The 20,004-nt window shown below is 65.0% G+C and carries 21 protein-coding genes and 1 riboswitch; of the genes, 17 read left to right on the top strand and 4 right to left on the bottom strand.

The genetic code is table 11. From position 1 onward, the window contains the following. The first annotated feature begins 2 nt into the window (after window positions 1-2). From GR167_RS13415 to GR167_RS13395, 5 genes are read left to right on the top strand one after another with little or no spacing between them, the layout of a single operon-like run. Window positions 3-1,070 (top strand): ABC transporter ATP-binding protein, encoded by a 1,068-nt coding sequence (locus GR167_RS13415; protein ID WP_160974197.1) that lies wholly within the window; start codon window positions 3-5, stop codon window positions 1,068-1,070. Further along, a complete protein-coding gene (locus tag GR167_RS13410; protein ID WP_160974195.1) occupies window positions 1,067-2,041 on the top strand; it encodes an ABC transporter permease in 975 nt (324 codons plus the stop codon). Before GR167_RS13415 ends, GR167_RS13410 begins: the two co-directional genes overlap by 4 nt. Beyond that, window positions 2,038-2,841: an ABC transporter permease gene (locus GR167_RS13405; protein WP_160974193.1), complete on the top strand. Its 804-nt coding sequence runs from the start codon at window positions 2,038-2,040 to the stop codon at window positions 2,839-2,841. The genes GR167_RS13410 and GR167_RS13405 overlap by 4 nt, the downstream gene beginning before the upstream one ends. A 14-nt stretch (window positions 2,842-2,855) precedes the next feature. Then, window positions 2,856-3,473, top strand: coding sequence for a cysteine hydrolase family protein (locus GR167_RS13400; RefSeq protein ID WP_160974191.1), 618 nt, complete (start codon window positions 2,856-2,858; stop codon window positions 3,471-3,473). Further along, window positions 3,470-4,195 (top strand): hypothetical protein, encoded by a 726-nt coding sequence (locus GR167_RS13395; RefSeq protein WP_160974189.1) that lies wholly within the window; start codon window positions 3,470-3,472, stop codon window positions 4,193-4,195. The genes GR167_RS13400 and GR167_RS13395 overlap by 4 nt, the downstream gene beginning before the upstream one ends. Window positions 4,196-4,200: 5 nt before the next feature. On the opposite strand, the gene GR167_RS13390 is transcribed toward GR167_RS13395, so the two are convergent. After that, window positions 4,201-4,986, bottom strand: coding sequence for an MBL fold metallo-hydrolase (locus GR167_RS13390; RefSeq protein ID WP_160974187.1), 786 nt, complete (start codon window positions 4,984-4,986; stop codon window positions 4,201-4,203). A gap of 159 nt (window positions 4,987-5,145) precedes the next feature. Continuing rightward, window positions 5,146-5,266: riboswitch (guanidine-I (ykkC/yxkD leader) on the top strand. A 90-nt stretch (window positions 5,267-5,356) separates the two neighbouring features. Here GR167_RS13390 and GR167_RS13385 point away from each other — a divergent pair. The 10 genes from GR167_RS13385 to GR167_RS13340 all read left to right on the top strand — a co-directional run bounded on the left by GR167_RS13385 (window position 5,357) and on the right by GR167_RS13340 (window position 13,475). Beyond that, window positions 5,357-6,418, top strand: coding sequence for a putative urea ABC transporter substrate-binding protein (locus tag GR167_RS13385; protein ID WP_160974185.1), 1,062 nt, complete (start codon window positions 5,357-5,359; stop codon window positions 6,416-6,418). A gap of 47 nt (window positions 6,419-6,465) precedes the next feature. Further along, the gene (locus GR167_RS13380; protein WP_160974183.1) at window positions 6,466-7,278 is read left to right on the top strand and encodes an ABC transporter permease; all 813 of its coding nucleotides are present in this window, start codon (window positions 6,466-6,468) and stop codon (window positions 7,276-7,278) included. Further along, window positions 7,275-8,042 (top strand): ABC transporter ATP-binding protein, encoded by a 768-nt coding sequence (locus tag GR167_RS13375; protein ID WP_160974181.1) that lies wholly within the window; start codon window positions 7,275-7,277, stop codon window positions 8,040-8,042. The genes GR167_RS13380 and GR167_RS13375 overlap by 4 nt, the downstream gene beginning before the upstream one ends. Beyond that, window positions 8,023-9,267, top strand: coding sequence for an agmatinase family protein (locus GR167_RS13370; RefSeq protein WP_160974179.1), 1,245 nt, complete (start codon window positions 8,023-8,025; stop codon window positions 9,265-9,267). Before GR167_RS13375 ends, GR167_RS13370 begins: the two co-directional genes overlap by 20 nt. Beyond that, on the top strand, window positions 9,257-9,748 hold the full coding sequence (locus GR167_RS13365) for a hypothetical protein (RefSeq protein ID WP_160974177.1): 492 nt from the start codon (window positions 9,257-9,259) through the stop codon (window positions 9,746-9,748). The genes GR167_RS13370 and GR167_RS13365 overlap by 11 nt, the downstream gene beginning before the upstream one ends. After that, complete coding sequence (locus tag GR167_RS13360; RefSeq protein ID WP_160974175.1) at window positions 9,745-9,906, top strand: hypothetical protein; 162 nt, start codon at window positions 9,745-9,747, stop codon at window positions 9,904-9,906. The genes GR167_RS13365 and GR167_RS13360 overlap by 4 nt, the downstream gene beginning before the upstream one ends. A 337-nt stretch (window positions 9,907-10,243) precedes the next feature. Continuing rightward, entirely contained in the window at window positions 10,244-11,269 is a 1,026-nt protein-coding gene (locus GR167_RS13355; protein ID WP_160974173.1) for an AraC family transcriptional regulator, read from the top strand. 117 nt (window positions 11,270-11,386) lie between these two features. Beyond that, a complete protein-coding gene (locus GR167_RS13350) occupies window positions 11,387-11,752 on the top strand; it encodes a glycine zipper family protein (protein WP_160974171.1) in 366 nt (121 codons plus the stop codon). A 184-nt stretch (window positions 11,753-11,936) separates the two neighbouring features. After that, window positions 11,937-12,785 carry an SDR family oxidoreductase gene (locus GR167_RS13345; RefSeq protein WP_160974169.1) on the top strand — a complete coding sequence of 283 codons (849 nt, stop codon included), beginning with the start codon at window positions 11,937-11,939 and terminating at the stop codon, window positions 12,783-12,785. A gap of 24 nt (window positions 12,786-12,809) precedes the next feature. Beyond that, the gene (locus tag GR167_RS13340) at window positions 12,810-13,475 is read left to right on the top strand and encodes a DUF4386 family protein (protein WP_160974167.1); all 666 of its coding nucleotides are present in this window, start codon (window positions 12,810-12,812) and stop codon (window positions 13,473-13,475) included. A gap of 72 nt (window positions 13,476-13,547) precedes the next feature. On the opposite strand, the gene GR167_RS13335 is transcribed toward GR167_RS13340, so the two are convergent. Beyond that, on the bottom strand, window positions 13,548-14,546 hold the full coding sequence (locus tag GR167_RS13335) for an AraC family transcriptional regulator ligand-binding domain-containing protein (RefSeq protein ID WP_160974165.1): 999 nt from the start codon (window positions 14,544-14,546) through the stop codon (window positions 13,548-13,550). A gap of 240 nt (window positions 14,547-14,786) precedes the next feature. On the opposite strand from GR167_RS13335, the gene GR167_RS13330 reads away from it, so the two are divergent. Together GR167_RS13330 and mprF are read left to right on the top strand one after the other, a co-directional pair. Beyond that, window positions 14,787-14,963 carry a hypothetical protein gene (locus GR167_RS13330; RefSeq protein ID WP_160974163.1) on the top strand — a complete coding sequence of 59 codons (177 nt, stop codon included), beginning with the start codon at window positions 14,787-14,789 and terminating at the stop codon, window positions 14,961-14,963. 489 nt (window positions 14,964-15,452) lie between these two features. Then, window positions 15,453-18,065, top strand: a complete 2,613-nt coding sequence (mprF, locus tag GR167_RS13325) for a bifunctional lysylphosphatidylglycerol flippase/synthetase MprF (RefSeq protein ID WP_370741314.1) — start codon at window positions 15,453-15,455, stop codon at window positions 18,063-18,065. Between the two features lie 39 nt (window positions 18,066-18,104). Here mprF and GR167_RS13320 read toward each other — a convergent pair whose 3' ends face one another. Continuing rightward, on the bottom strand, window positions 18,105-19,535 hold the full coding sequence (locus GR167_RS13320) for an RtcB family protein (RefSeq protein WP_370741313.1): 1,431 nt from the start codon (window positions 19,533-19,535) through the stop codon (window positions 18,105-18,107). 12 nt (window positions 19,536-19,547) lie between these two features. Next, window positions 19,548-19,982, bottom strand: coding sequence for an archease (locus GR167_RS13315; RefSeq protein WP_160974161.1), 435 nt, complete (start codon window positions 19,980-19,982; stop codon window positions 19,548-19,550). Window positions 19,983-20,004: the final 22 nt, after the last annotated feature.

Below are 20,004 nucleotides of genomic sequence, written 5' to 3'. Positions count from 1 at the left end.
CCATGAATGGCCTGCAACTGTCCGGCATTTACAAGGATTTCGGCAGCGTTCGCGCTGTCGAAAACGTCAATCTGGATTTCGCCGAAGGGGAATTGACCGCGCTTCTGGGTCCGTCGGGTTGTGGCAAGACCACGCTTCTGCGGATGATTGCCGGGCTCGAGATGCCTAGCGGCGGGTCGATCAACCTGGGCGGCAACAACATCACCGGGCTGGCGGCGCATAAGCGCCGTTTCGGCATGGTGTTCCAGAATTTCGCGCTGTTCCCGCATCTGACCGTGCGCGAAAACGTGGTCTATTCGCTGGTGATCTCGGGCACCTCGAAATCGGATGCGATCGCAACCGGCGAACGGTTGCTGGACCTGGTGCAGCTGAGCGGCTACGGCGACCGCCGCATCGGCGAACTGTCCGGCGGCCAGCGCCAGCGCGTCGCCATCGCCCGCGCCTTGGCGCAGGAACCCGAGGTGTTCCTTCTGGACGAACCGATGTCGGCGCTCGACGCCAAGCTGCGCGAAGACATGCAGGTCGAACTGCGGCTGTTGCAGCAGCGGCTGGGCATCACCACCATCGTCGTGACCCATGACCAGCGCGAGGCGATGACCATGGCCGACAAGATCGTGGTCATGAGCCAGGGCCGCGTCGAACAGGTCGGGTCACCACAGGAGATTTATCACCAGCCGGAAAACGCCTTCGTCGCCGATTTCATCGGCAAGGCGAATTTCTTCGACGGCGTGGTCGAAGGCGGCAAGATCCGCGTCGGTGATGCATTGCTGGAACTGAAGACACCGGCCGGGTTCCTCGGCGGGTCGCCGGTGAAAATCGCTTGCCGCCCGGAAACGCCCTACTTGGATACTGAGGGCGTCGCGGGCAGCCGGCTGAAGGCCAAGGTTACCTTCGTGCGCGACGTGGGGCCGGTGCGCGATATCCATCTGGAAACCGAGATCGGGCCGATGGTCGTCGAATATGCGCGCGGCGAAACCGACCGCAGCTTCAGCATCGGGCAGGACACCACCGTCACGCTGCCGGTCGAGGGGCTGCACGTTTTCCCACGCACCGGGCAGGAAGCGGCATGAGCGTGGTCAGCGAACCCAGCAGCGCCGTCCCCCAGATGGCCGCCGCCGCTGCCGCGAAACGCCTGCCGCTGGCGCGGATCGGCATCTGGGCGGTGACTTTGTTCCTGTGCCTGACGCCGTTCCTTCTGGTGATCGCCATTTCCTTCGGTCAGAAAATCGAAGGGGCGAGCTGGGAATGGGCGTTTTCCTTCGCCAACTATCAACGGGTTTTCGTCGGCGCCAACTGGCCCGAGGAATTCACCGCGCTCTACCTGCAGAAGCTTTATTATTCGCTTTATTACGCGGTGATCGCCTCGGTCCTGGCGGTGATCACGGCCTTTCCTTTCACCTACCTGATGACGGGCCTGTCGAAACGGGCGCAAAGCGCCTGGCTGGTCTTCATCCTGTCGAGCCTGTCGCTGTCCGAGGTCTTCATCGTGATGGGCTGGGACGTGTTGCTGTCGAACCGGTCGGGCCTGCCGATGGTGTTCAAGGCGACCGGCCTGACCCAGTGGCTGAAGGATGTGGGGTGGTTCGAGACCCTGCGCGACTGGGGGTTGGCCAACCCGCGCGACGTGAAATTCAAGACCTCCGTCTTCGCCACCGTTCTGACCATGGCCTATCTGGTCTGGCCCTATGCGGTGATCCTGCTTTACCCGCCGCTGTCGCGGCTCGACCGGTCGATGACCGAGGCTGCCCGCACCATGGGGGCGGGGCCGTGGACGGTGATGCGCACGGTTGTCCTGCCCGCGGTGCGGCTGCCGCTGATGGGATCGGTATTGCTTCTGTTCGTGTTCCTGCTGGGCGTCTACGTGGCGGTCACGGTCTTTGCGGAACCGGCGAAACAGACCATGGCTGTGTCGGTCTATGAGGCGGTGCGGGGCAACACGCTGAACGCGCCCTTCGGGTCGGCGCAGGCGGTGATCCTGCTACTGACGGCAGGGCTGTTCCTGGCGCTTGGCCAGTGGCTGACCCGGAGGAATGCATCATGATCCTGCGCAGCCTTGGCAATCTGTTCATGGCGCTGTCGGCGGTGATGCTGGCCCTGCCCATCGTGGTGGTCTGCGGCGCGGCGCTGAATTCGGGGCGTTCGATGTTCTTTCCGCCGCGCGACCCGACGCTGGTGCGGTTCCACGAATTCTTCGTCTCCGAACCGGTCTGGGTGGAGGCGCTGACCAATTCGATGATCATCGCCTTCGGCAGCGCCGCCTTGGCGGTGCTGATCGCCTGGCCGGTGGCCTACGGGCTGTGGGCGCGGGGCGACAAGGCATCGAAATTCCTGGCCGGCCTCGGATCGATGCCCTTTGCCCTGCCGCCCATCGTTTTCGGCGTGGGCTTGGGGTTCCTGTGGACCTTCCTCGGCGTGTTGGGGTCGATCTGGGCCGGGGTGGTCAGTCACGCGGCGCTGTTCCTGGCGCTGCCGATCGTGACGATTTCGATCGGGCTGCAGTCTATCGAGAAATCGCACCTGGATGCCGCCGCCACCATGGGGGCCACCCGCGCGGTCGCCTTCCGCACCGTGATCCTGCCGCAGACGATCCCCTACACGGTGTCGGGGTTCTTCTTCGCGCTGGTGCTCAGCTTCAACGAATTCATCGTGATGTTCTTCGTCTCGGCCTCGTCCTATTCGACCGTCACGCTGCAAATCTTCAATTCGCTGCGCAACGGCTACACGCCGACGATGGCGGTGGCCGCGATCACCTTCATCTTCGTGTCCGTCGTGGTGTTTTCCGCGGTCGCCCGCTGGGGCGACCTGCCCCGCCTGATGGGCGCCGAACCCACCAAGTCCTGAACAGGAGACATGCCATGCCCCGCCAGCCCACCCTCGTCGGTCAACCGGTCCTGATCGTGGTCGATATCCAGAAGGGCGCCTTTCTGGATCGTTCCAACGCCGGCATCCCGACCATGCCCGATTACTACGACAACATGGCGCGCGCGCGCCGGGTGGTCGACGCCGCCCATGCCGCCGGTATCCCGGTGATCTTCTTCCAGGAAACCCACCGCCGCGACATGGTAGATTACGGCCGCGAACTGGACGGGTCCGAGGGCATCCATTGCATGGATGGCGAACCTGGCACGCCGGTCGCGGCCGAGGAAATGGATATGCGGCCCAGCGATTATTTCATCCAGAAACGGCGCTATTCCTGCTTCTTCGGGACCGAGCTGGAAATCCTGCTGAAGGGGCTGAAGGCCGAAACCCTGATCCTGGTGGGCGGCATGACCGATGTTTGCGTGCATTACACCTTTGTCGACGGCCACCAGCACGATTACTATTGCCGGGTGATTTCCGACAGCGTCGGCGGCACCTCGCCGCAGGCGCATCAGGCGTCGCTCAACGCGATGGAATACCTGCAGGAAGGTGCGGTGCAGACCACCGACGAAATCGTCGCCAAGCTGGCCGATTTCAACAAGGCCGCCGCGTGATCACCGAAGCCGACCTGCAGGCGCATTGGCGCCGCGACTGGATCAAGGCACCCGGGTTCGAGGATGCGACGACGCGAGTGCACTGGATGCAATGCGGCGCGCTTTATGCCGACCTGCGCATCCCGGCCGACCGGCCCGACCTGTCGGGGGCGGCGGCGCTGGCCGATCTCGACCCGCCCGCGCTGCGCGTCCTTATGCAGGCCGAGGGGTTCGCCGGGACGATCACGGTTGCTGACAGCATCTGCACCTGGGACCGGCTGATCAACTGGCACGGGGTGCCGGACGGGGTGGATTCGGGGCTCATGTTCTTCGATGACAAGGGCGGATTGATCGAAGACGGCGTCGATGCCGAGTATCGGGAACTGTGGCAGCGGATGCCGGATGCGCCGTCAGAGGCTTTCCGCGTCACCTGCGACGGGATGGAGGGCGTGCTTGTCTCCTCTGGCACCGGTTTCCTGTTCGGGCTGGGCGTGCCGGGCGCGCCGTCCACGAAACCGCTGATCGCGGCGCTGGAGGAGGGCAGGGTGCCCGCCGGGCTGACCGAACATTTCGGGACGGTCTATGCCCTCGGGCATTGGGACGGCGATGACGGCATTGCCGATCTTTGCACCAACCCGTTTCTGGAAACCCGACCGGTGTTGCGGCGGTCCGGTCAGGGGATCACGTTCGAAACCGTGGATTTCAACGGACAGGAAAACAGCTTTGCCCTGACCCTGTCCTGATCGGGTCAGGCGGCACCCCAAAGAGCCAGGTAGTGATCGATGATCTGGTGTAGCCGGTCCGGCCCAAACGCCGGATCATGGCCGCCATGCACGATTTTCACCGGCAGGTCGCGCAGCCGTTTCAACGTCGCGGTATAATCCGCCATGCTCATCCCCGCACCGGCAAAGATCAGCGGCCCGTCATAGATCGCGTCGGCCCCGAACAGGGTGCCGCTTTCTTCGTGCCACAATCCGATCTGACCGGGCGAGTGGCCGGGAAGGTGCAGCACCTCGGCCTGCCAGTCGCCAAGGTCGATCATGTCGCCGTCCTCGACCAGCCCGGTGGCCGGGGCGGGCGGGATCGCATAGGCGGACAGGTTGTAATCGGCCGACGGCACCGCATCGACCAGATAGTCCCACAAGGGATCGTAGCCGGATTCGGTGAACATCGCGGCCAGGGGCGCCGGGATGTCGGCGCTTTTCAGCGAATAGGGCGAAGGGGCGGCAAGCTCATCCGCTTCCGCCGGATGCACCAGGCGGGTCTCGAATTCATGCGCCGCGCCGATATGGTCGACATGGGTATGGGTCGACAGGCAGATCACCGGCTTGCCGGGATCGGGCCGGATCGCATCGACGACCGGGCGCAGCGGCGCGATGCCCATGCCGCTGTCGATCAGCAGGTCGGCGTCGCGGCCAAGCACCAGATGCATGTTGGCCGAAAAGATCGGATGCACATGCGGTTCGGTGATCAGCCAAAGCCGCGGATCAAGGGATTCGGTGCGATACCAGGGGTCAGCAACAGGAAGTGTCATGGGGGAAGCTTAGGACAGATGGGCCCTTTGGGGTGATTTTTCGCAAATAAATGCATCAAGGCGCGCTTGGATGATTAACAATTGATCACCTTCATCGGGGAGCTTTCCCTTTTTCAGCAAAATTGTGTCCGTAGCGAGGAAGCTTTGCCACGCTCATGAATGCAGGGTGTCTAGGGTTCCGCCCACCGATCGCAGGATCGGCAACGGGGACAGGTCCGAGAGATGCCGCCGGCGTGGCCAACTCCGCGCGGGTACACGGCGGGGGAAAATCCCGGGAGATTACTGCGTCGGCTTGTCCGCGCTTAATCTATGCGAACCTCCAGCGGGCGAATGGCCGACATTGCTCAATGCCAAGACGGGGAGACTTTCTATGTTCTTAAGAAGCGTACTGGCGGCGTCGATGATGGCGGCCATGATCGGGGCGCCTTTGGCTGCCGAAGAAAAAACCGAATTCAAGGTCGCGTGGTCGATCTATGTCGGCTGGATGCCCTGGGGCTACCTGGAAGACAGCGGCATCATGGACAAATGGGCCGACAAATACGGCATCGATGTCGAGATCGTTCAGATCAACGACTATATCGAGTCGATCAACCAATATACCGCGGGCGCCTTCGACGGTGTGTCGGCGACCAACATGGATACGCTGTCGATCCCCTCGGGCGGCGGCGTCGATACCACGGCGCTGATCGTGGGCGACTTTTCCAACGGCAACGACGCGGTGATCCTGAAGGGCGAGGGCGATCTGAAAACGCTCGCCGGCAAGCCGGTGAACCTGGTCGAACTCAGCGTGTCGCATTACCTGCTGGCGCGGGGACTGGACAGCGTCGGCCTGAGCGAGGCCGACCTGAACGGCGTCATCAACACCTCGGACGCCGACATGATCGCCGCCTTCGCCACCCCGGATGTCGAAGCGGTGGTGACCTGGAACCCGCTGGTATCTTCGATCCTCGAAGATCCGAACGCGACCAAGATCTTCGACAGCTCGCAAATCCCGGGCGAAATCATCGACCTGATGGTGGTCAACACCGAAACGCTGAAGGACAACCCGGCCTTCGGCAAGGCGATGGCGGGGGCCTGGTACGAAGTGATGACGCTGATGTCGTCGGACACGCCCGAAGGCAAGGCCGCGCGCGAAGCGATGGCCGAGTCGTCGGGCACCGATCTGGCTGGCTACGACGCGCAGCTGGCATCGACCGCGATGTTCTATGATCCGGCCGAGGCGGTCAGCTTCACCCAAGGCGGCGAGCTGAAAACCACCATGACCAACGTGGCGCAGTTCCTGTTCGACAAGGGCATCCTGGGCGAAGGCGCCCCGTCGCCCGATTTCGTCGGCGTCGAATACCCCGACGGGTCGACCACCGGCGACGCGGGCAACGTGAAGTTCCGCTACGACACGACTTTCATGAAAATGGCCGCCGACGGCGCGCTTTGATGTGAAAGGGGGCCCGGCTGCCCTGCTGGCCGGGCCCGTTTGACCCGATGCGTCTGATCAACCGAAAACCGGGCAGGCCGTTTGCGCTGTTCCTTCTGATGGTGCCGTTCGTGCTGGCGCTGATCGCCTATTCCGTCGGGTCGGACATCCGGCTGGCGGAAAACCCGGCGGACAAGCTGTTGCCGGCACCGTCGAAGATCGCCGCGACCGCCGAGCGCCTGTTCACCGAACCCGACAAACGGTCGGGCCGCATCCTGCTGTGGCACGACACCGCGATCAGTCTGCAACGGCTGGGGCTGGGGGTGATGCTGTCGGCGCTGTCGGGGCTGATCTTCGGGTTGCTGATCGGGCTGCTGCCGCATCTTCGGGCGATGTTTTCCGGCTTCGTCGCGGTGATTTCGATGATCCCGCCGCTGGCGATCCTGCCGATCCTGTTCATCGTGTTCGGGCTGGGCGAGGTGTCCAAGGTGGTGCTGATCGTGATCGGCATCACGCCCTTCCTGATCCGCGACATGTCGCAGCGCACGCTGGAAATCCCGCGCGAAATGATCGTGAAGGCGGAAACGCTGGGCGCCTCGACCGCCACCATCGCGCTGCGCGTGGCGCTGCCGCAGGTTCTGCCGCGGCTGATCCAGTCGGTGCGGCTGTCGCTGGGCCCGGCATGGCTGTTCCTGATCGCGGCCGAAGCGATCGCATCGGACCTTGGCCTTGGTTACCGCATCTTCATCGTGCGCCGTTACCTAGCGATGGACGTGATCCTGACCTACGTTTTGTGGATCACCCTGCTGGCTTTCACCCTCGACTGGCTGCTAAAGAAACTGTCGCAAAAACTGTTCCCGTGGACGGAGGCATCGCTATGAGCTTCGTATCCGTCCGCGACGTGTTCCAGTTCTATGACGGCCGCCCGATCCTCGAACGGGTCAACCTGGAGGTCGAAGAGGGCGAATTCATTTCCATCGTCGGCGCCTCGGGCTGCGGCAAATCCACCTTCCTGCGGATGCTGCTGGCGCAGGAAACGCCGACCCGCGGTTCGATCACTGTCGATGGCAACCCGCCTGCTGTCGAACCGGGGCTGGAACGCGGCGTGGTGTTCCAGCGCTATTCGACCTTCCCGCACCTGAACGTGCGCGACAACATCGTCGCGGGTGAAAGCTTCCGCCGCCCGTGGGGGCGGTTCTGGGGGGCGGAGAAAAAGGCCGCCCGCGACCGCGCCGACGAAACGCTGGCCCGGATCGGGCTGGATCACGTCGCCGATAATTACCCCGCCACCCTGTCGGGCGGGATGCAGCAGCGGCTGGCCATCGGGCAGGCGCTCGTCGCCCGCCCGCGCATCCTGCTGCTCGACGAACCTTTCGGCGCGCTCGACCCCGGCACGCGGCTGTCGATGCACGATTTCCTGTCCGAGCTGCGCGATGAGACCGGCATGACCGTGTTCATGGTCACCCACGACCTGGAAGAAGGGTTCAAGCTGGGCGACCGGGTCATCGTCTTCGACAAGCCCCGCTGGGACCCGCACGACCCAAGCGCCTATGGCGCCACCATCACTTACGATTTCGACGCCAGGAATGGCGGCTTTCCTTACCAGACCATAAAGGAGGAGACACATGTTCTTCGACCCAACTGAGCGGCGACGCTCGCACCATCCGGCGGATCAGCGCCGCGAGGAGAAGCGGTTTCACCATCCCGACCTGACCAAGCTGGCAGGCTGGAGGGCGATGCAGATTGAAGGCGACCTGCCCGAAGACCGTCTGAACGAGGAACGCCGCTGGGCGCTGCGCATGGGCCTGACCGGCGCCGACACCATCGAGGACAAATCGATCCCGACCTTCGCGCGGGGCGAACTGCCGCATTTCGCCGGTATCAACACCTTCCTCAAAGCGCCCTATGCCGAGGATGTGCTGGAAGTCGCCAATTACGACGCCACCGTGCTGGGCATCCCGTTCGACGGCGGCACCACCTATCGCCCCGGCACCCGGTTCGGGCCGCAGGGGGTGCGCAAGATCTCGGCGCTCTACACGCCCTACAACTACGAAATCGGCGTCGACCTGCGCGAACAGATGACGCTGTGTGATGCGGGCGACGTGTTCACCATCCCGGCCAATATCGAAAAGAGCTTCGACCAGATCAGCCGCGCCGTGTCGCACGTGTTCAGCTCGGGATCGCTGCCGATCATGATCGGGGGCGACCATTCGATCGGCTTCCCCTGTGTGCGCGGCATCGCCGAATGCACCAGCAAGAAGATCGGCATCGTTCACTTCGACCGCCACGCTGACATCCAGGAAAAGGACCTCGACGAGCGGATGCACACCACGCCGTGGTTCCACGCCACCAACATGCCCAACGTGCCGGCCAAGAACCTGGTCCAGATCGGTATCGGCGGCTGGCAGGTGCCGCGCGAGGCGGTGAAGGTCGCCCGCGAACGCCAGACCAACATCATCACCATGGGCGACATGGAAAAGATGGGCGTCGACAAGACCATCGAGATGGCGCTGGAAATGGCCTGGGACGGGGTCGACATGGTCTACATGTCCTTCGACATCGACAGCATCGATTGCGGCTTCGTGCCCGGCACCGGCTGGCCCGAACCGGGCGGCTTCCTGCCGCGCGAGGCGCTGGCGCTGGCATCGGGGATCGCCGCCGAGGGCATCTGCGGCATGGAACTCGTGGAAGTTTCGCCGCCCTACGACACCTCGGACATCACCGCGCTGATGGGCACCCGGGTCATCGTCGACGTGCTGGGCGCGCTGGTGTCGAACGGCAAGATGGGGGCGCACAAGAAGTTCATCGACAAGCCGGTTTCGATTCCGCATGGCGAATTCGAAGGCAAGAGGTGGTCCAATGCCACATGATCACGGGCCGCACGGCCATCATCATCACCACCACCATCACGATCACCACGATCATCACCACCACGACCATGCCCCGCACGGGGCAGGTCACAATCATTCCCATTCCGACCACCTGCATTCCCACATGCACGGCGAAGACCAGGCGGCGGACCTTCAGGTCCTCGCCACGCAGTTCATCGACGGGTTCCTGCAGGCCAAGGACAAGACCACCTATCTCAAGCTCGCCGGGGTTCCGTTTGAACGCCCCGGCGCGGGTGGCGCCAAGGTGCTGAAGCTGGTGGATGTGGAGCTCAAGACCGACTGGCAGGTGGGCACCGCCTCGCCGTCCTTCGGATCGCGGGAACTTTCCTATCTGCCCTACCCGGGCGAGATGGTGCGCGAACGCACCAACATGGCGCTGATCTACGTGTCGATGGATGAAAAATCGACGCTCGATATCCGCGACTTCCTCCTGTCACGTAAAAAGGAAATGGATCAATGACAAAACTTCTGCTGGCCGCATTCGCTGTTATTCCGGCGGCCGCCTCGGCGCATGAGGTGGCCCATCAGGTCGGTCATCTGCACCCGCATGGCGCGACCTACGCTATCGCGGCCGCGATTGCGGCGGTGGTCGTGTGGGGCGTGCTTCGGAGCAGGTAGGTCCGGGTATTCCAGACCGATCAGGACACGATACTAGATGGGGCGCGCGTCGAGTTCCGCGCGCCCCACTGGTGCGGAGGGAAAGTGTTGCCCCTGCGGTTGGTGCGCGGCAGGATCGATGGACCGCCCGGCAACGACCGGTCCGGCGAACGGCCGCGACCAAATCCAATTCTTCCGAAAATATGAGACCTTGCGAAGCGCCGTCCGGCGCTTTCTTTGCGTTTGGACAGGGCGTACCGGCCGCCGGACGATTCTCGTTATACAGGTGTCGCTAAGGGCTTCGCTAGACCGGCGCTCTGGCTTATGGTCGCGCCGGATTGTGCAAAAGGGAATTTTCATGTCTCAGCCAATGATGGCGGCGGGCTTCGTGACAGCCCTGCTTGACTACGTGTCCGACAGGGGCGCGTCGCGCGAACAGCTTCTGACTGCCTGCGGCCTGAAGGCCGAAGACCTTTCGGATCAGGACAACCGGGTGCCGGTCACTGCCTACCAGGCGCTGATTGGGGCTGCGATCGAGGCGACGGGCGATACCGCGATCCTGCTGCGCCACACGTTGGAATCGCGGCTGGAAACGATGTCGGTGGTCGGCCAGATCGTGCATTCCTCCGCGTCGCTGGCGCATTCGATCCAGCAGCTCAACCGCTACCTGCACCTGATGGCCGAAAATGAGGGGCTGACCGGGCAGGACCGGTTCGAACTGCTGGAAGCGGTGGGCGAGGTCTGGATCGTCGATCATCTGCCGGTCTTCGGGCCGGATTATATCGGGCTCGAGGCGTCCTTCGCGCGGTTCATCAGCGAATTTCGCCGCTCCTTCCCCGATCAGACCTTTGCGCTGGAAATGGATGTGACCTATCCGCCGCCGCCGCATGTGGCGGAATATCCCGATCTGTTCCAGGTACCGGTGCGTTTCGGCACGACCCGCAATGCGCTGCGGATCGATCCGGTCTGGATCAGCGAAGACACCGAGTTCGAACCGGGCAATGCCTATGCCTTCGGCGTGTTCACCCGCCATGCCGATGCGCTTCTGGCGGAACTCGGCCGCTCCGACACGATCCGGGCCCGGATTGAGGCGCAGATCCTGCCCGATCTGCATGCAGGGTCGCTTTCGATGGACAAGGTTGCCCGCGCCTTGGGCATGAGCCGCCAGACGCTTTATCGGCGGCTCAAGGAAGAAGGCGTGACCTTCGCCGAGATTCATGACGATTTGCGCCACCGGATGGCCCGCGACTACCTGACGGCGCGCAAGGTCTCGGTCAACGAGACCGCCTATCTTCTGGGTTTCTCCGAAGCCTCTTCCTTCGTCCGGGCGTTCCGGCGCTGGACCGGTCAAAGCCCGACGGCGTTTCGCGACAGGGCGGCGTGAGCGCGTAAGCCCTGTCTTTGGCACCAGAGGTCAAGACTGTGATACCTGCGGTCATGCCGGTCGGCGGCGCGACCGTCTATGTCCCGTGCAACACAATGGATGCATGAGGACATGACAATGAAAGCCCGAATTTTTGGAGTACTGAGCGCAGGCGCTCTGCTGGCGGCCTGTTCCGACACTGGCGCGGGCTACACGCCGGTACTGGACGGCGCGCCGACCGCCGCCTTCCAGAGCGATTTGAGCTCCTGCCAGACGCTGGCCCGCGACCAGCGCCAGTTCGATCAGGAAACCGCCGGGGCCGCCATTCTGGGCGCCGGGGCCGGGGCGCTTCTGGGCGCGGCGGATGACGATGGCTCGGCGCTTGGCGGCGCGATCGCCGGGGTACTGGCGGGCGGCGTGGCCGGCGCCACCAACGCGGCGGACCGGCGCAAGGCCATCGTCATCGAATGCCTGCGCGGCCGCGGTCACCACGTGGTCGGCTGAGCGCGGATAGGACCGGAGATACCTTGATGCCGAACCCCGCGATCCGCTGCCGTTGCCGCTTCGAGGCGCTCCATGTCCTGCTGACCGGGACCCAGAGCACATGTTCTGGGGCCCGGGCGGGCATGAGCCTGACCGCCGTTGCCGTCTTGATCCTGTCGGGTGATCCCAAGTGAAAGGGACAGCTATGCAGATCGTTCTGATCGCCGGCGCCACCGGTTACCTGGGCCGTTATCTTTGCGCCGAATATCAGCGGCGCGGCTGGCACGTCACCGCCTTGGTTCGCAATGGCTCACGGGCGGCCGGGCTGGCCGCCGATACGCTTGTCGAGGCGGAGGCGACCTGTGCCGAACAGCTTGCCGGGATCATGGAAGGGGTCGATCTGGTGGTGTCGGCGCTTGGGATCACCCGGCAGGCCGACGGGTTGAGCTACCGCGACGTCGACTACCATGCGAACCTGAACCTGTTGCGCGAAGCCGAATGCGCCAATGTCGCGCGCTTTGCCTATGTGCACGTTCTCAACGCCGACCGGATGCGCCCTGTGCCGCTGGTTGCCGCCAAGGCCGATTTCGTCGATGCGCTGCAAGCATCGCCCATCGCCGAAACGGTGATCGCCCCGACGGGGTATTTTTCCGATATGGGGGATTTCCTGTCGATGGCGAAATCCGGGCGTGTCTGGCTGTTCGGCGCGGGCGATCACCGGATCAACCCGATCCACGGTGCCGATCTGGCCGCCGTCACCGCCCAGGCGACCGATGCCGGCACCGCGTGGCTGGACGTGGGCGGGCCGCAGCTGTTCACCCATGACGAAATCGCCCGCCTTGCCTTTGCCGCGCTGGAGCGCCCCGCGCGCCTGACCCATCTGCCCGACGGATTGCGCAGGCTTGCCCTGCGGCTGCTGCCCTGGCTGACCCCGAGGCGCATTCACGGCCCGGCGCAATTCTTCCTGAGCGCGATGGCGATGGACATGGTCGGCGAACGCCGCGGCACCCGCCACCTGGCCGATTATTTCGCCGAGCAGGTCAAGACCGGCTGACGCCGGCCGAAACGGAGCTCCTAGATGACACTCTCACGAAGCGGCGGGGTCGCCGCGCTGACCTGTGCCGCGACCTATGTGATGGGCTTTGCCCTGCTTCTCACCCTGCTGGCCCCGCTTGGCTACGGCACGGATCGGATCGATGCCGCCGCGGTGGCCGCTTTCATTCATGCCAAACCCGCTGTGATGATCGTGTGGAACACGATGATCTATATCTTCAATGCGCTGGCGTTGATCGTGTTGGTGGTGGCGTTGAGCATGCGTCTGCGGCCCCTGCTGCCGGGCTGGAGCGCGGTGGCGCAGGCCATCGGCCTGATCTGGGGCGGGCTCGTTCTCGCTGCGGGGATGGTCGCGAATGTAGCGGTGGAACGCGCGGCCCATCTCTATGCCGACGATCCTGTCGCTGCGGCCAGTCTGTGGTCGGTCCTGCATGCGGTCGAGCTTGGCCTTGGTGGCGGCAACGAAATCGCCGGCGGGGCCTGGATCGCCTGTATCAGCCTGTCCGCCGGTTTCGCTTCCGTGATCGCCCGCCCTCTGGCTGCGTTAGGTCTGCTGACCGGGATCGCGGGGCTCGCCACGCTGGTCCCGCCGGTCGGGGATGCGGCCGGTGCGCTGTTCGGACTGGGCGCGATCCTCTGGTTCGGGGCGATCGGCGTCTCTTTGATCCGGGTCCCGGCATCTGCCAGCTGACCGATACGGTCCGCGCATGGGCCGCCGCCCCTCTGGGACGGGACGACAGGGAGTTGAGTGCAAAAGCCGGGTTTAAGGCGCTGACGAACGGTAAGCGCCCGGCGTTTGGCCCGACCAGCGCTTGAAGGCCCGGGTAAAGGCGCTCTGTTCGGAAAAGCCGGTGAGAAAGGCGATCTCGGACAGCGAATAGCGCGTTTCCGAGACGAGCTGCTGCGCCAGTTGACGCCGGGCGTCGTTCACCAGCTCCTGATAGGTCTTGCCCTGGTCCGACAAGCGCCGTTGCAGGGTGCGGGGCCCCATCGCCAGCGCCGCCGCGACCTCGGACAGTTGCGGTACGCCGCCGCTCAGGAGCTTGGTGATTTCCTCCACCACCTGCGCCTCCAGCACAGGTTCCGCCTCCCCGGTTGCGGGCAGGGTGGTTTCGAGATGGTCGTTGAAGAATTTCCAGATCGCCGGGTCGCCGACGGATGTGGCGCGGTCGACGTCCTCAAGCGCGAATTGCATGCCGTCGATCTCGGCCCCGAAGACGGGTTCGATCCCGAAATGCTCCGCCAGCGCCTCGGTCGAGCCGCCGCGCTCATGCGCGAATTGTACTCTGAGCGGGGTCAGCCCCTGCATCGTGTTCTCGCGGCTGAGCGTCAGCGTGGTCGCCATCGCCGCTTCGTTCGCCAGCTGCGCGCCCAGCCGGTCCGAGCAGGGCTTTTCGTGGGTCCAGCAGAAGATCCCGTCACGATCGACATAGCTGAACGTCGACACCTGGTTGTGAAGCCGCGTGTAGCGGCCAAGGCGCTGGAAGGCGTGGCGCAGCGTCGGGGCCGCCTTGAAGGCCAGGCCGAAGGCGCCGAAGTCTTCGCATCGCATCCCCGCGCAGACCCGCATGTGGAACCGCAAGTCGGGCCATTCGCTGTCGGCGATGGTTTCCAGCAGGGTATGGTAATCGCCCGCAGACACCATGTCCGCCGGGTTCTCGGGCTGATCCGGGTCCAGGCCGACGATGCTGTACAGCCGCGCGGTATCCTTGACCTTCACGGCCTCCTTGATCTGCTTTCTGGCGTAGAGTGCCGAAATCACCTCTCCATCCCTCCGCGGCCGGACCTCAATCACGGTTCCGTGATGATTACTCACACGCTTTGACGCGCCGGGTCAATGCTTTGACACGACCGGTCAATACCCGGTGAGCGCTGCTCGACTAATCAGACGGCGTTCAGGGCCAAAGGCGCATGAAACCGCAGTCAGCGGACGGCAAGCCCAGCCATGAACAGCCCCGCATCGCGCTCGGTGAGCGCCGAACTATCCGAGTGAGGAAATGAGATGAACAAATCCGTCAAGAACCTGGGCCTGACCCTGATCACGGCCCTGCTGGGCGCAGGCGCAACCGTCACCGCGGGCGCCATGATTGTCGGGCTGGGCAGCGGCTCGGCCTCGGCGTTGGGCGTGAAGGCGCCTGCCGCCAAGGTTCCGGGCGCCTGCGCGATTTCCCTGTCCTGAAACGGCGCCGCGGGCGCCATCGGGGATACCTGCGACATGTGATCCGGACGGTTGGCGTCGCTCTTGTGCCAAACCGTCCCGCGGCCGGACCTGCCTCCCTGTTCCCCATTCGGAGACTCTGGTCGCCTTGCCCGATTCCGGCACTGTCCCGACCGGGATCGGGCACCCGTTTCCATCTACCGGATTTACGGCAGCTTTCCGCCGCGGGCAGACCCCAGCCATCGGCAACAAACCAAGGACCCGGACCATGACGACCAGGATCGCCTTCTTCCTCCTCTCCAGTCTCATCGTCCTCCTCGCAGCGCCGAGCTTCGCCGAGAACGAATACGATGCCGCGACCGGCGTCCCGCTCGACGGCGCATCCGCCGATTTGCACGGCGTGTCTTCGCCTGTCGCTCTGCTGCTCTCTCTTGACCGCGGTGGCGTCAATGAAGGAGACAGGGGCAGGCTGCGCGATTTGCGGTGGCGACAGACGGGGGAGGTCGGGGCGTGGAGAAGACAACGGCAGCGGACGCCGAACACCTTCAGCGTATGGCGCGCTGGCGCCACATCCTGCCGGTGGTTCTTGGCCTTGGGCTTTTCGCGCTTGGTGTCTTCGCGCTCTATCACCTGCTGAAACCGGTCAAGGCGGCGGATGTGGTCGCGCAGGTCCGCGCCACCCCCTGGGGGGCGCTTCTATCGGCTTTCGCCGCGACCGCGGCGGCGTATGGCGCGCTGATCGGCTATGACTGGTCGGCGATGCGTTACCTGGGCAAGCAGGTGCCGCTGCGCGTCGTCGCGGTGGGCGGGTTCCTGGGCTACAGTTTCGGCAACACGATCGGCATCAGCGTCGTTTCGGGCGGGGCGGTGCGCTATCGCATCTATTCCGCCTTCGGGCTGAACGCCTTCGAGGTGGCCAGCGTGTCGACCTTCGTGGCGCTGGCCTTCGGGGTCGGCATCACCGTGATCGGGCTGGCGGCGCTGGCGCTTCACCCTTACGCGCTCGAAGGCATCCTGCCGGTCATGCCCGAAACCATCCGGCCCTGGGCGGCGATCGGCGCGCTTGGCCTGCTGGCATTGCTGAGCTGGCTGTCGGTGACCGGCAGGACCCTGCGCATCCGCAGTGCCGAGATTTCCGCGCCGAGCCCGGGCATCCTGTTCGGGCAGCTTGGTTTCACCCTGGCCGATACCGCGATGGCGGCGCTGACGCTTTACGTCCTGTTGCCCGCAGGCGCGCCGGATTTCCTGACCTTTCTCGCGGTCTTCGCGGGGGCGTCGATGGCGGGGGTGCTCAGCCACGTGCCGGGCGGGGTCGGCGTGTTCGAAGCCGTCATCATCGCGGCGATGCCGGCGGGTGTGCCGCTCGATCAGGTGGCCGCGGCGCTGCTGCTGTTCCGGATCATCTATTACCTGGTGCCCTTCGCGCTGGCGCTGGCCTATGTCGCGCTGAACGAAGCGCGACTGGCGGGCGGTATGGTGACCCGGCTGCTGGGCGACGTGCCAGACCAGCTGCGCCCGGTACTGATCTCGGCCACCTCGGCCGCGCCCGCGCTGGCCGGGGTGACCGCCTTTGCCATCGGGGTCTATCTGTTCCTGATCGCGCTGATGCCCTCGGTCCGCCCAAACGAGGTCGATCCGCAGGACCTTCTGGCCGCGATCCTGTTCGAGGGCGGGGCGCTTTTATCGGCGGTGCTGGGGGCGTTGCTGCTGATCCTCAGCCAAGGGCTCGCGCGGCGCATCTCGGGCGCGTTCTGGCTGACCGGGGCGGCGCTTATCGCCGGCGCGGTGGCGTCGCTGCTCAACCATCTCGACGTCGAAAGCGCGTTGCTGCTGGTTGGGGCGGCGGCGCTGCTGGGGCCGTTCCGGCGCGAATTCTACCGTTCGGCCCGGCTGACCCGCGTGGCGCTCAGCCCCGGCTGGCTGATCCTGGTGACGGCGATCGTGCTGAGCGCTGCCGCCTTTTTCTTCTTCATGCACGAGGCGACGCCCTATTCGGCCAGCCTGTGGACCGAGTTTTCCAGCACCGCCAACACGCCGCGGGCGCTGCGCGCCGGGCTGGCGGGATCGTCGCTGTTGCTGATCGCGACGGTGTGGTTCGCGGTGCAGCCCGCACGCACCCATACAAGGCTGCCCGACCCCGACGCCCTGGGCAAGGCAAGGGCGGTCATCGAGGGGCAGAACCCGCCCGAGGCCTGCCTGGCGCTGTCCGGCGACAAGGCGCTGTTTTTCGGCGATGGCGGGGATGCCTTCCTGGCATATGCCGTGCAGGGCAAGAGCTGGGTCGCCTATGCCGATCCGGTGGGGCCCGAGGCGGCGATCGGTCCGCTGGCCTGGGCGTTCTGGGAAGAAGCCTATGACAACGCCGCGCACCCGGTGCTTTACGAGGTCAGCGGGCGCTACCTGCCGCTGTGGATCGAGATGGGATTTTCGCTGCAGAAGATCGGCGAGGAGGCGGTGGTGCCCCTGCCGGAGTTTTCGCTGTCCGGCAGCAAGTTCAAGAAGATGCGCGCGGCCCATAACAAGGCGCTGAAGGAGGGGCTGGAATTTTCCGTGACCCTACCGCCGCACGCGCCTGCGCTGATCGACGATCTCAGGGCAATTTCCGATTCCTGGATGGGCGACAAGGTCGGCCGGGAAAAGGGGTTTTCCGTCGGCCGTTTCGATGTCGACTACCTGCAGAATTTTCCCATCGCCCTGGTCCGGCGCGAGGGCCGGACGCTGGCCTTCGCCAATATCCTGGCCCCCGGCGACGGGTCGCGGGTCGCGGTGGACCTGATGCGCTATCTGCCCGAGGAGGCCAGCGGCATGATGGAATTCCTGTTCATCGAGGCGATGACCCATTTCCGCGATGCGGGGGCACAGGAATTCAGCCTCGGCATGGCGCCGCTTGCCGGGCTCGAGGCGCGCAAGGGCGCGCGGCTGTGGAACCGGTTCGGGGCGATCCTGTTCCGCCACGGCGGGGCGTTCTACAATTTCGAGGGGCTGCGCGGCTTCAAGCAGAAATTCCAACCCGAATGGCGCCCGCGCTATGTCGCCGTGCCGCCCGGGGTGACGCCGCTTGCCGCGCTGAAGGACGTGGCGCTGCTGATCGCGGGCGGCGCGCGCGGGCTGATCGGGAAATGAACCGTCAGCAGCACCTGCCGCCGCGCCTGCGGTTTCCCGTCATCCCTTGACGCAGACCAGCGGTGCCAGCCGCGCCACCCGGCGGGCCAATCCCGCCCGTTCGGCGCTTTCCACCACCCGGGTCACGTTCTTGTAGGCGCCGGGCGCTTCTTCGGCGATGCCCCGGCGTGAGGGGCTGGTGACGATGATGCCGCGCGCGGCAAGTTCGTCCTGGACGCCGCGGCCGGTCCATGTCCGCGCGGCCTGGTGGCGGCTCATCGCGCGGCCCGCACCGTGACAGGCGGAACTCAGCGCCGCCGCCTCGGACCTTTCATCGCCCGCCAGGACCCAGGATTCGGTGCCCATGCTGCCGCCGATCAGCACCGGCTGGCCCACCTTGTTCAACGGCGGGGGCATATTGCCCATGCCCGGCCCGAAGGAGCGCGTCGCGCCCTTGCGATGCACGAACAACCGCTTTTGCTCACCGTCGATCTCGTGCAGCTCTTCCTTGCAGGTGTTGTGCGACACGTCGTAGAGCAGCGGCGCCTGGCAGCCGGGAAAGAACCGTTCCAGCACGCCGCGCGCCAGATGGGTCAGGATCTGCCGGTTGGCCAGCGCGCAGTTGATCCCTGCCCGCATCACGCCCAGGTAGCGCTGCCCCAGTTCCGAATTGATCGGCGCGCAGGCCAGTTCGCGGTCGGGCAGGATGATGCCATAGCCCGGCGCGGCCAGGGCCATTTCTCGCAGGTATTCGGTGCCGATCTGATGGCCCAGCCCGCGCGATCCGCAATGGATCGTGACCACCGCCTGACCGGGGCTCAGCCCATAGGCACGCACGGCGGCATCGTCGAAAATATCGGTGACTTCCTGCACTTCGAGATAGTGATTGCCCGATCCCAGCGTGCCCATCTCGTCGCGCTGGCGTCGCTTGGCCCTGGGCGACACCACCCCGGGCGTGGCGCCCGCCATTTGGCCCTGTTCCTCGATCCGCTCCAAGTCCTCGACCGTGCCGTAGCCTTCGGTCACCGCCCAGCGGGCACCGCCCGTCAGCATGTCGTCCATCCCGGCATCGTCCAGGTGGATGCGCCCGCGGCTGCCGACCCCGGCGGGGATCGAGCGCGACATTTCATGCGCGAAGTCCCGTTGCCGGCTGCGGATCTGGGCGGCGGTCAGATTAGTCGCCAGCATCCGCACGCCGCAGGATATGTCGAACCCCACGCCGCCGGCCGAAATCACCCCGCCCTGATCGGGATCGAAGGCCGCCACCCCGCCGATGGGGAACCCGTATCCCCAATGGGCATCGGGCATGGCATAGGCGGCGCGCACGATGCCGGGCAGGCAGGCCACGTTGGTGATCTGCTGGCGGACCTTTTCGTCCATCCCCCTGATCAGGTCCTCGTCGGCGATGATCACCGCCGACACACGCATGTCGCCGGTTGGCGGTATCTGCCATTCGTAAGGGGAAATCTGTTCCAGTGTCGTCGGGTCCACGGCGCCCCCCTTTCAGACATCCACCACGCATTGCGCCAGCCACAGCCCGTCGGGTCGCTGTTCGACGCGCAACTCGGTCAGCGTCGCGCCCTTGGGTTCGACCGAGGGTTCGTGCCGTTTCGGTTCGACCGGTTCGCCGCGCATCTCGCCGACCAGCGCCTCGCCCTCGATGCCGACGCGGAAATCGCTGAACAGCATCGAACGCGTCGCCATGGCGTAGATCACCTCGTTCAGCCAATCGAGCAGCAGGATCGACGGGTCGGCGGCGCGGCAGCTGACGGTGACGCTTTGCGCAGGGCGGATCGTGTCTAGCGGTGCGACGACCTCGGTCATCGCCCGTGCTGCATTTTCAAAGGCTTCGGCCATGTCGCGCCCGATTCCGCGCACGCCCACATCGCCCTGATGCGGGAAATGGCTCCAACCTGGTGGTCCGGTTTCACCTGCCATAACGGCGACCTCCTTGGCGGCG

This window comes from Thalassovita mangrovi (genome assembly GCF_009857745.1).
GTDB classification, from domain to species: domain Bacteria; phylum Pseudomonadota; class Alphaproteobacteria; order Rhodobacterales; family Rhodobacteraceae; genus Thalassobius; species Thalassobius mangrovi.
This window is presented reverse-complemented; position numbering and strand designations above follow the sequence as displayed.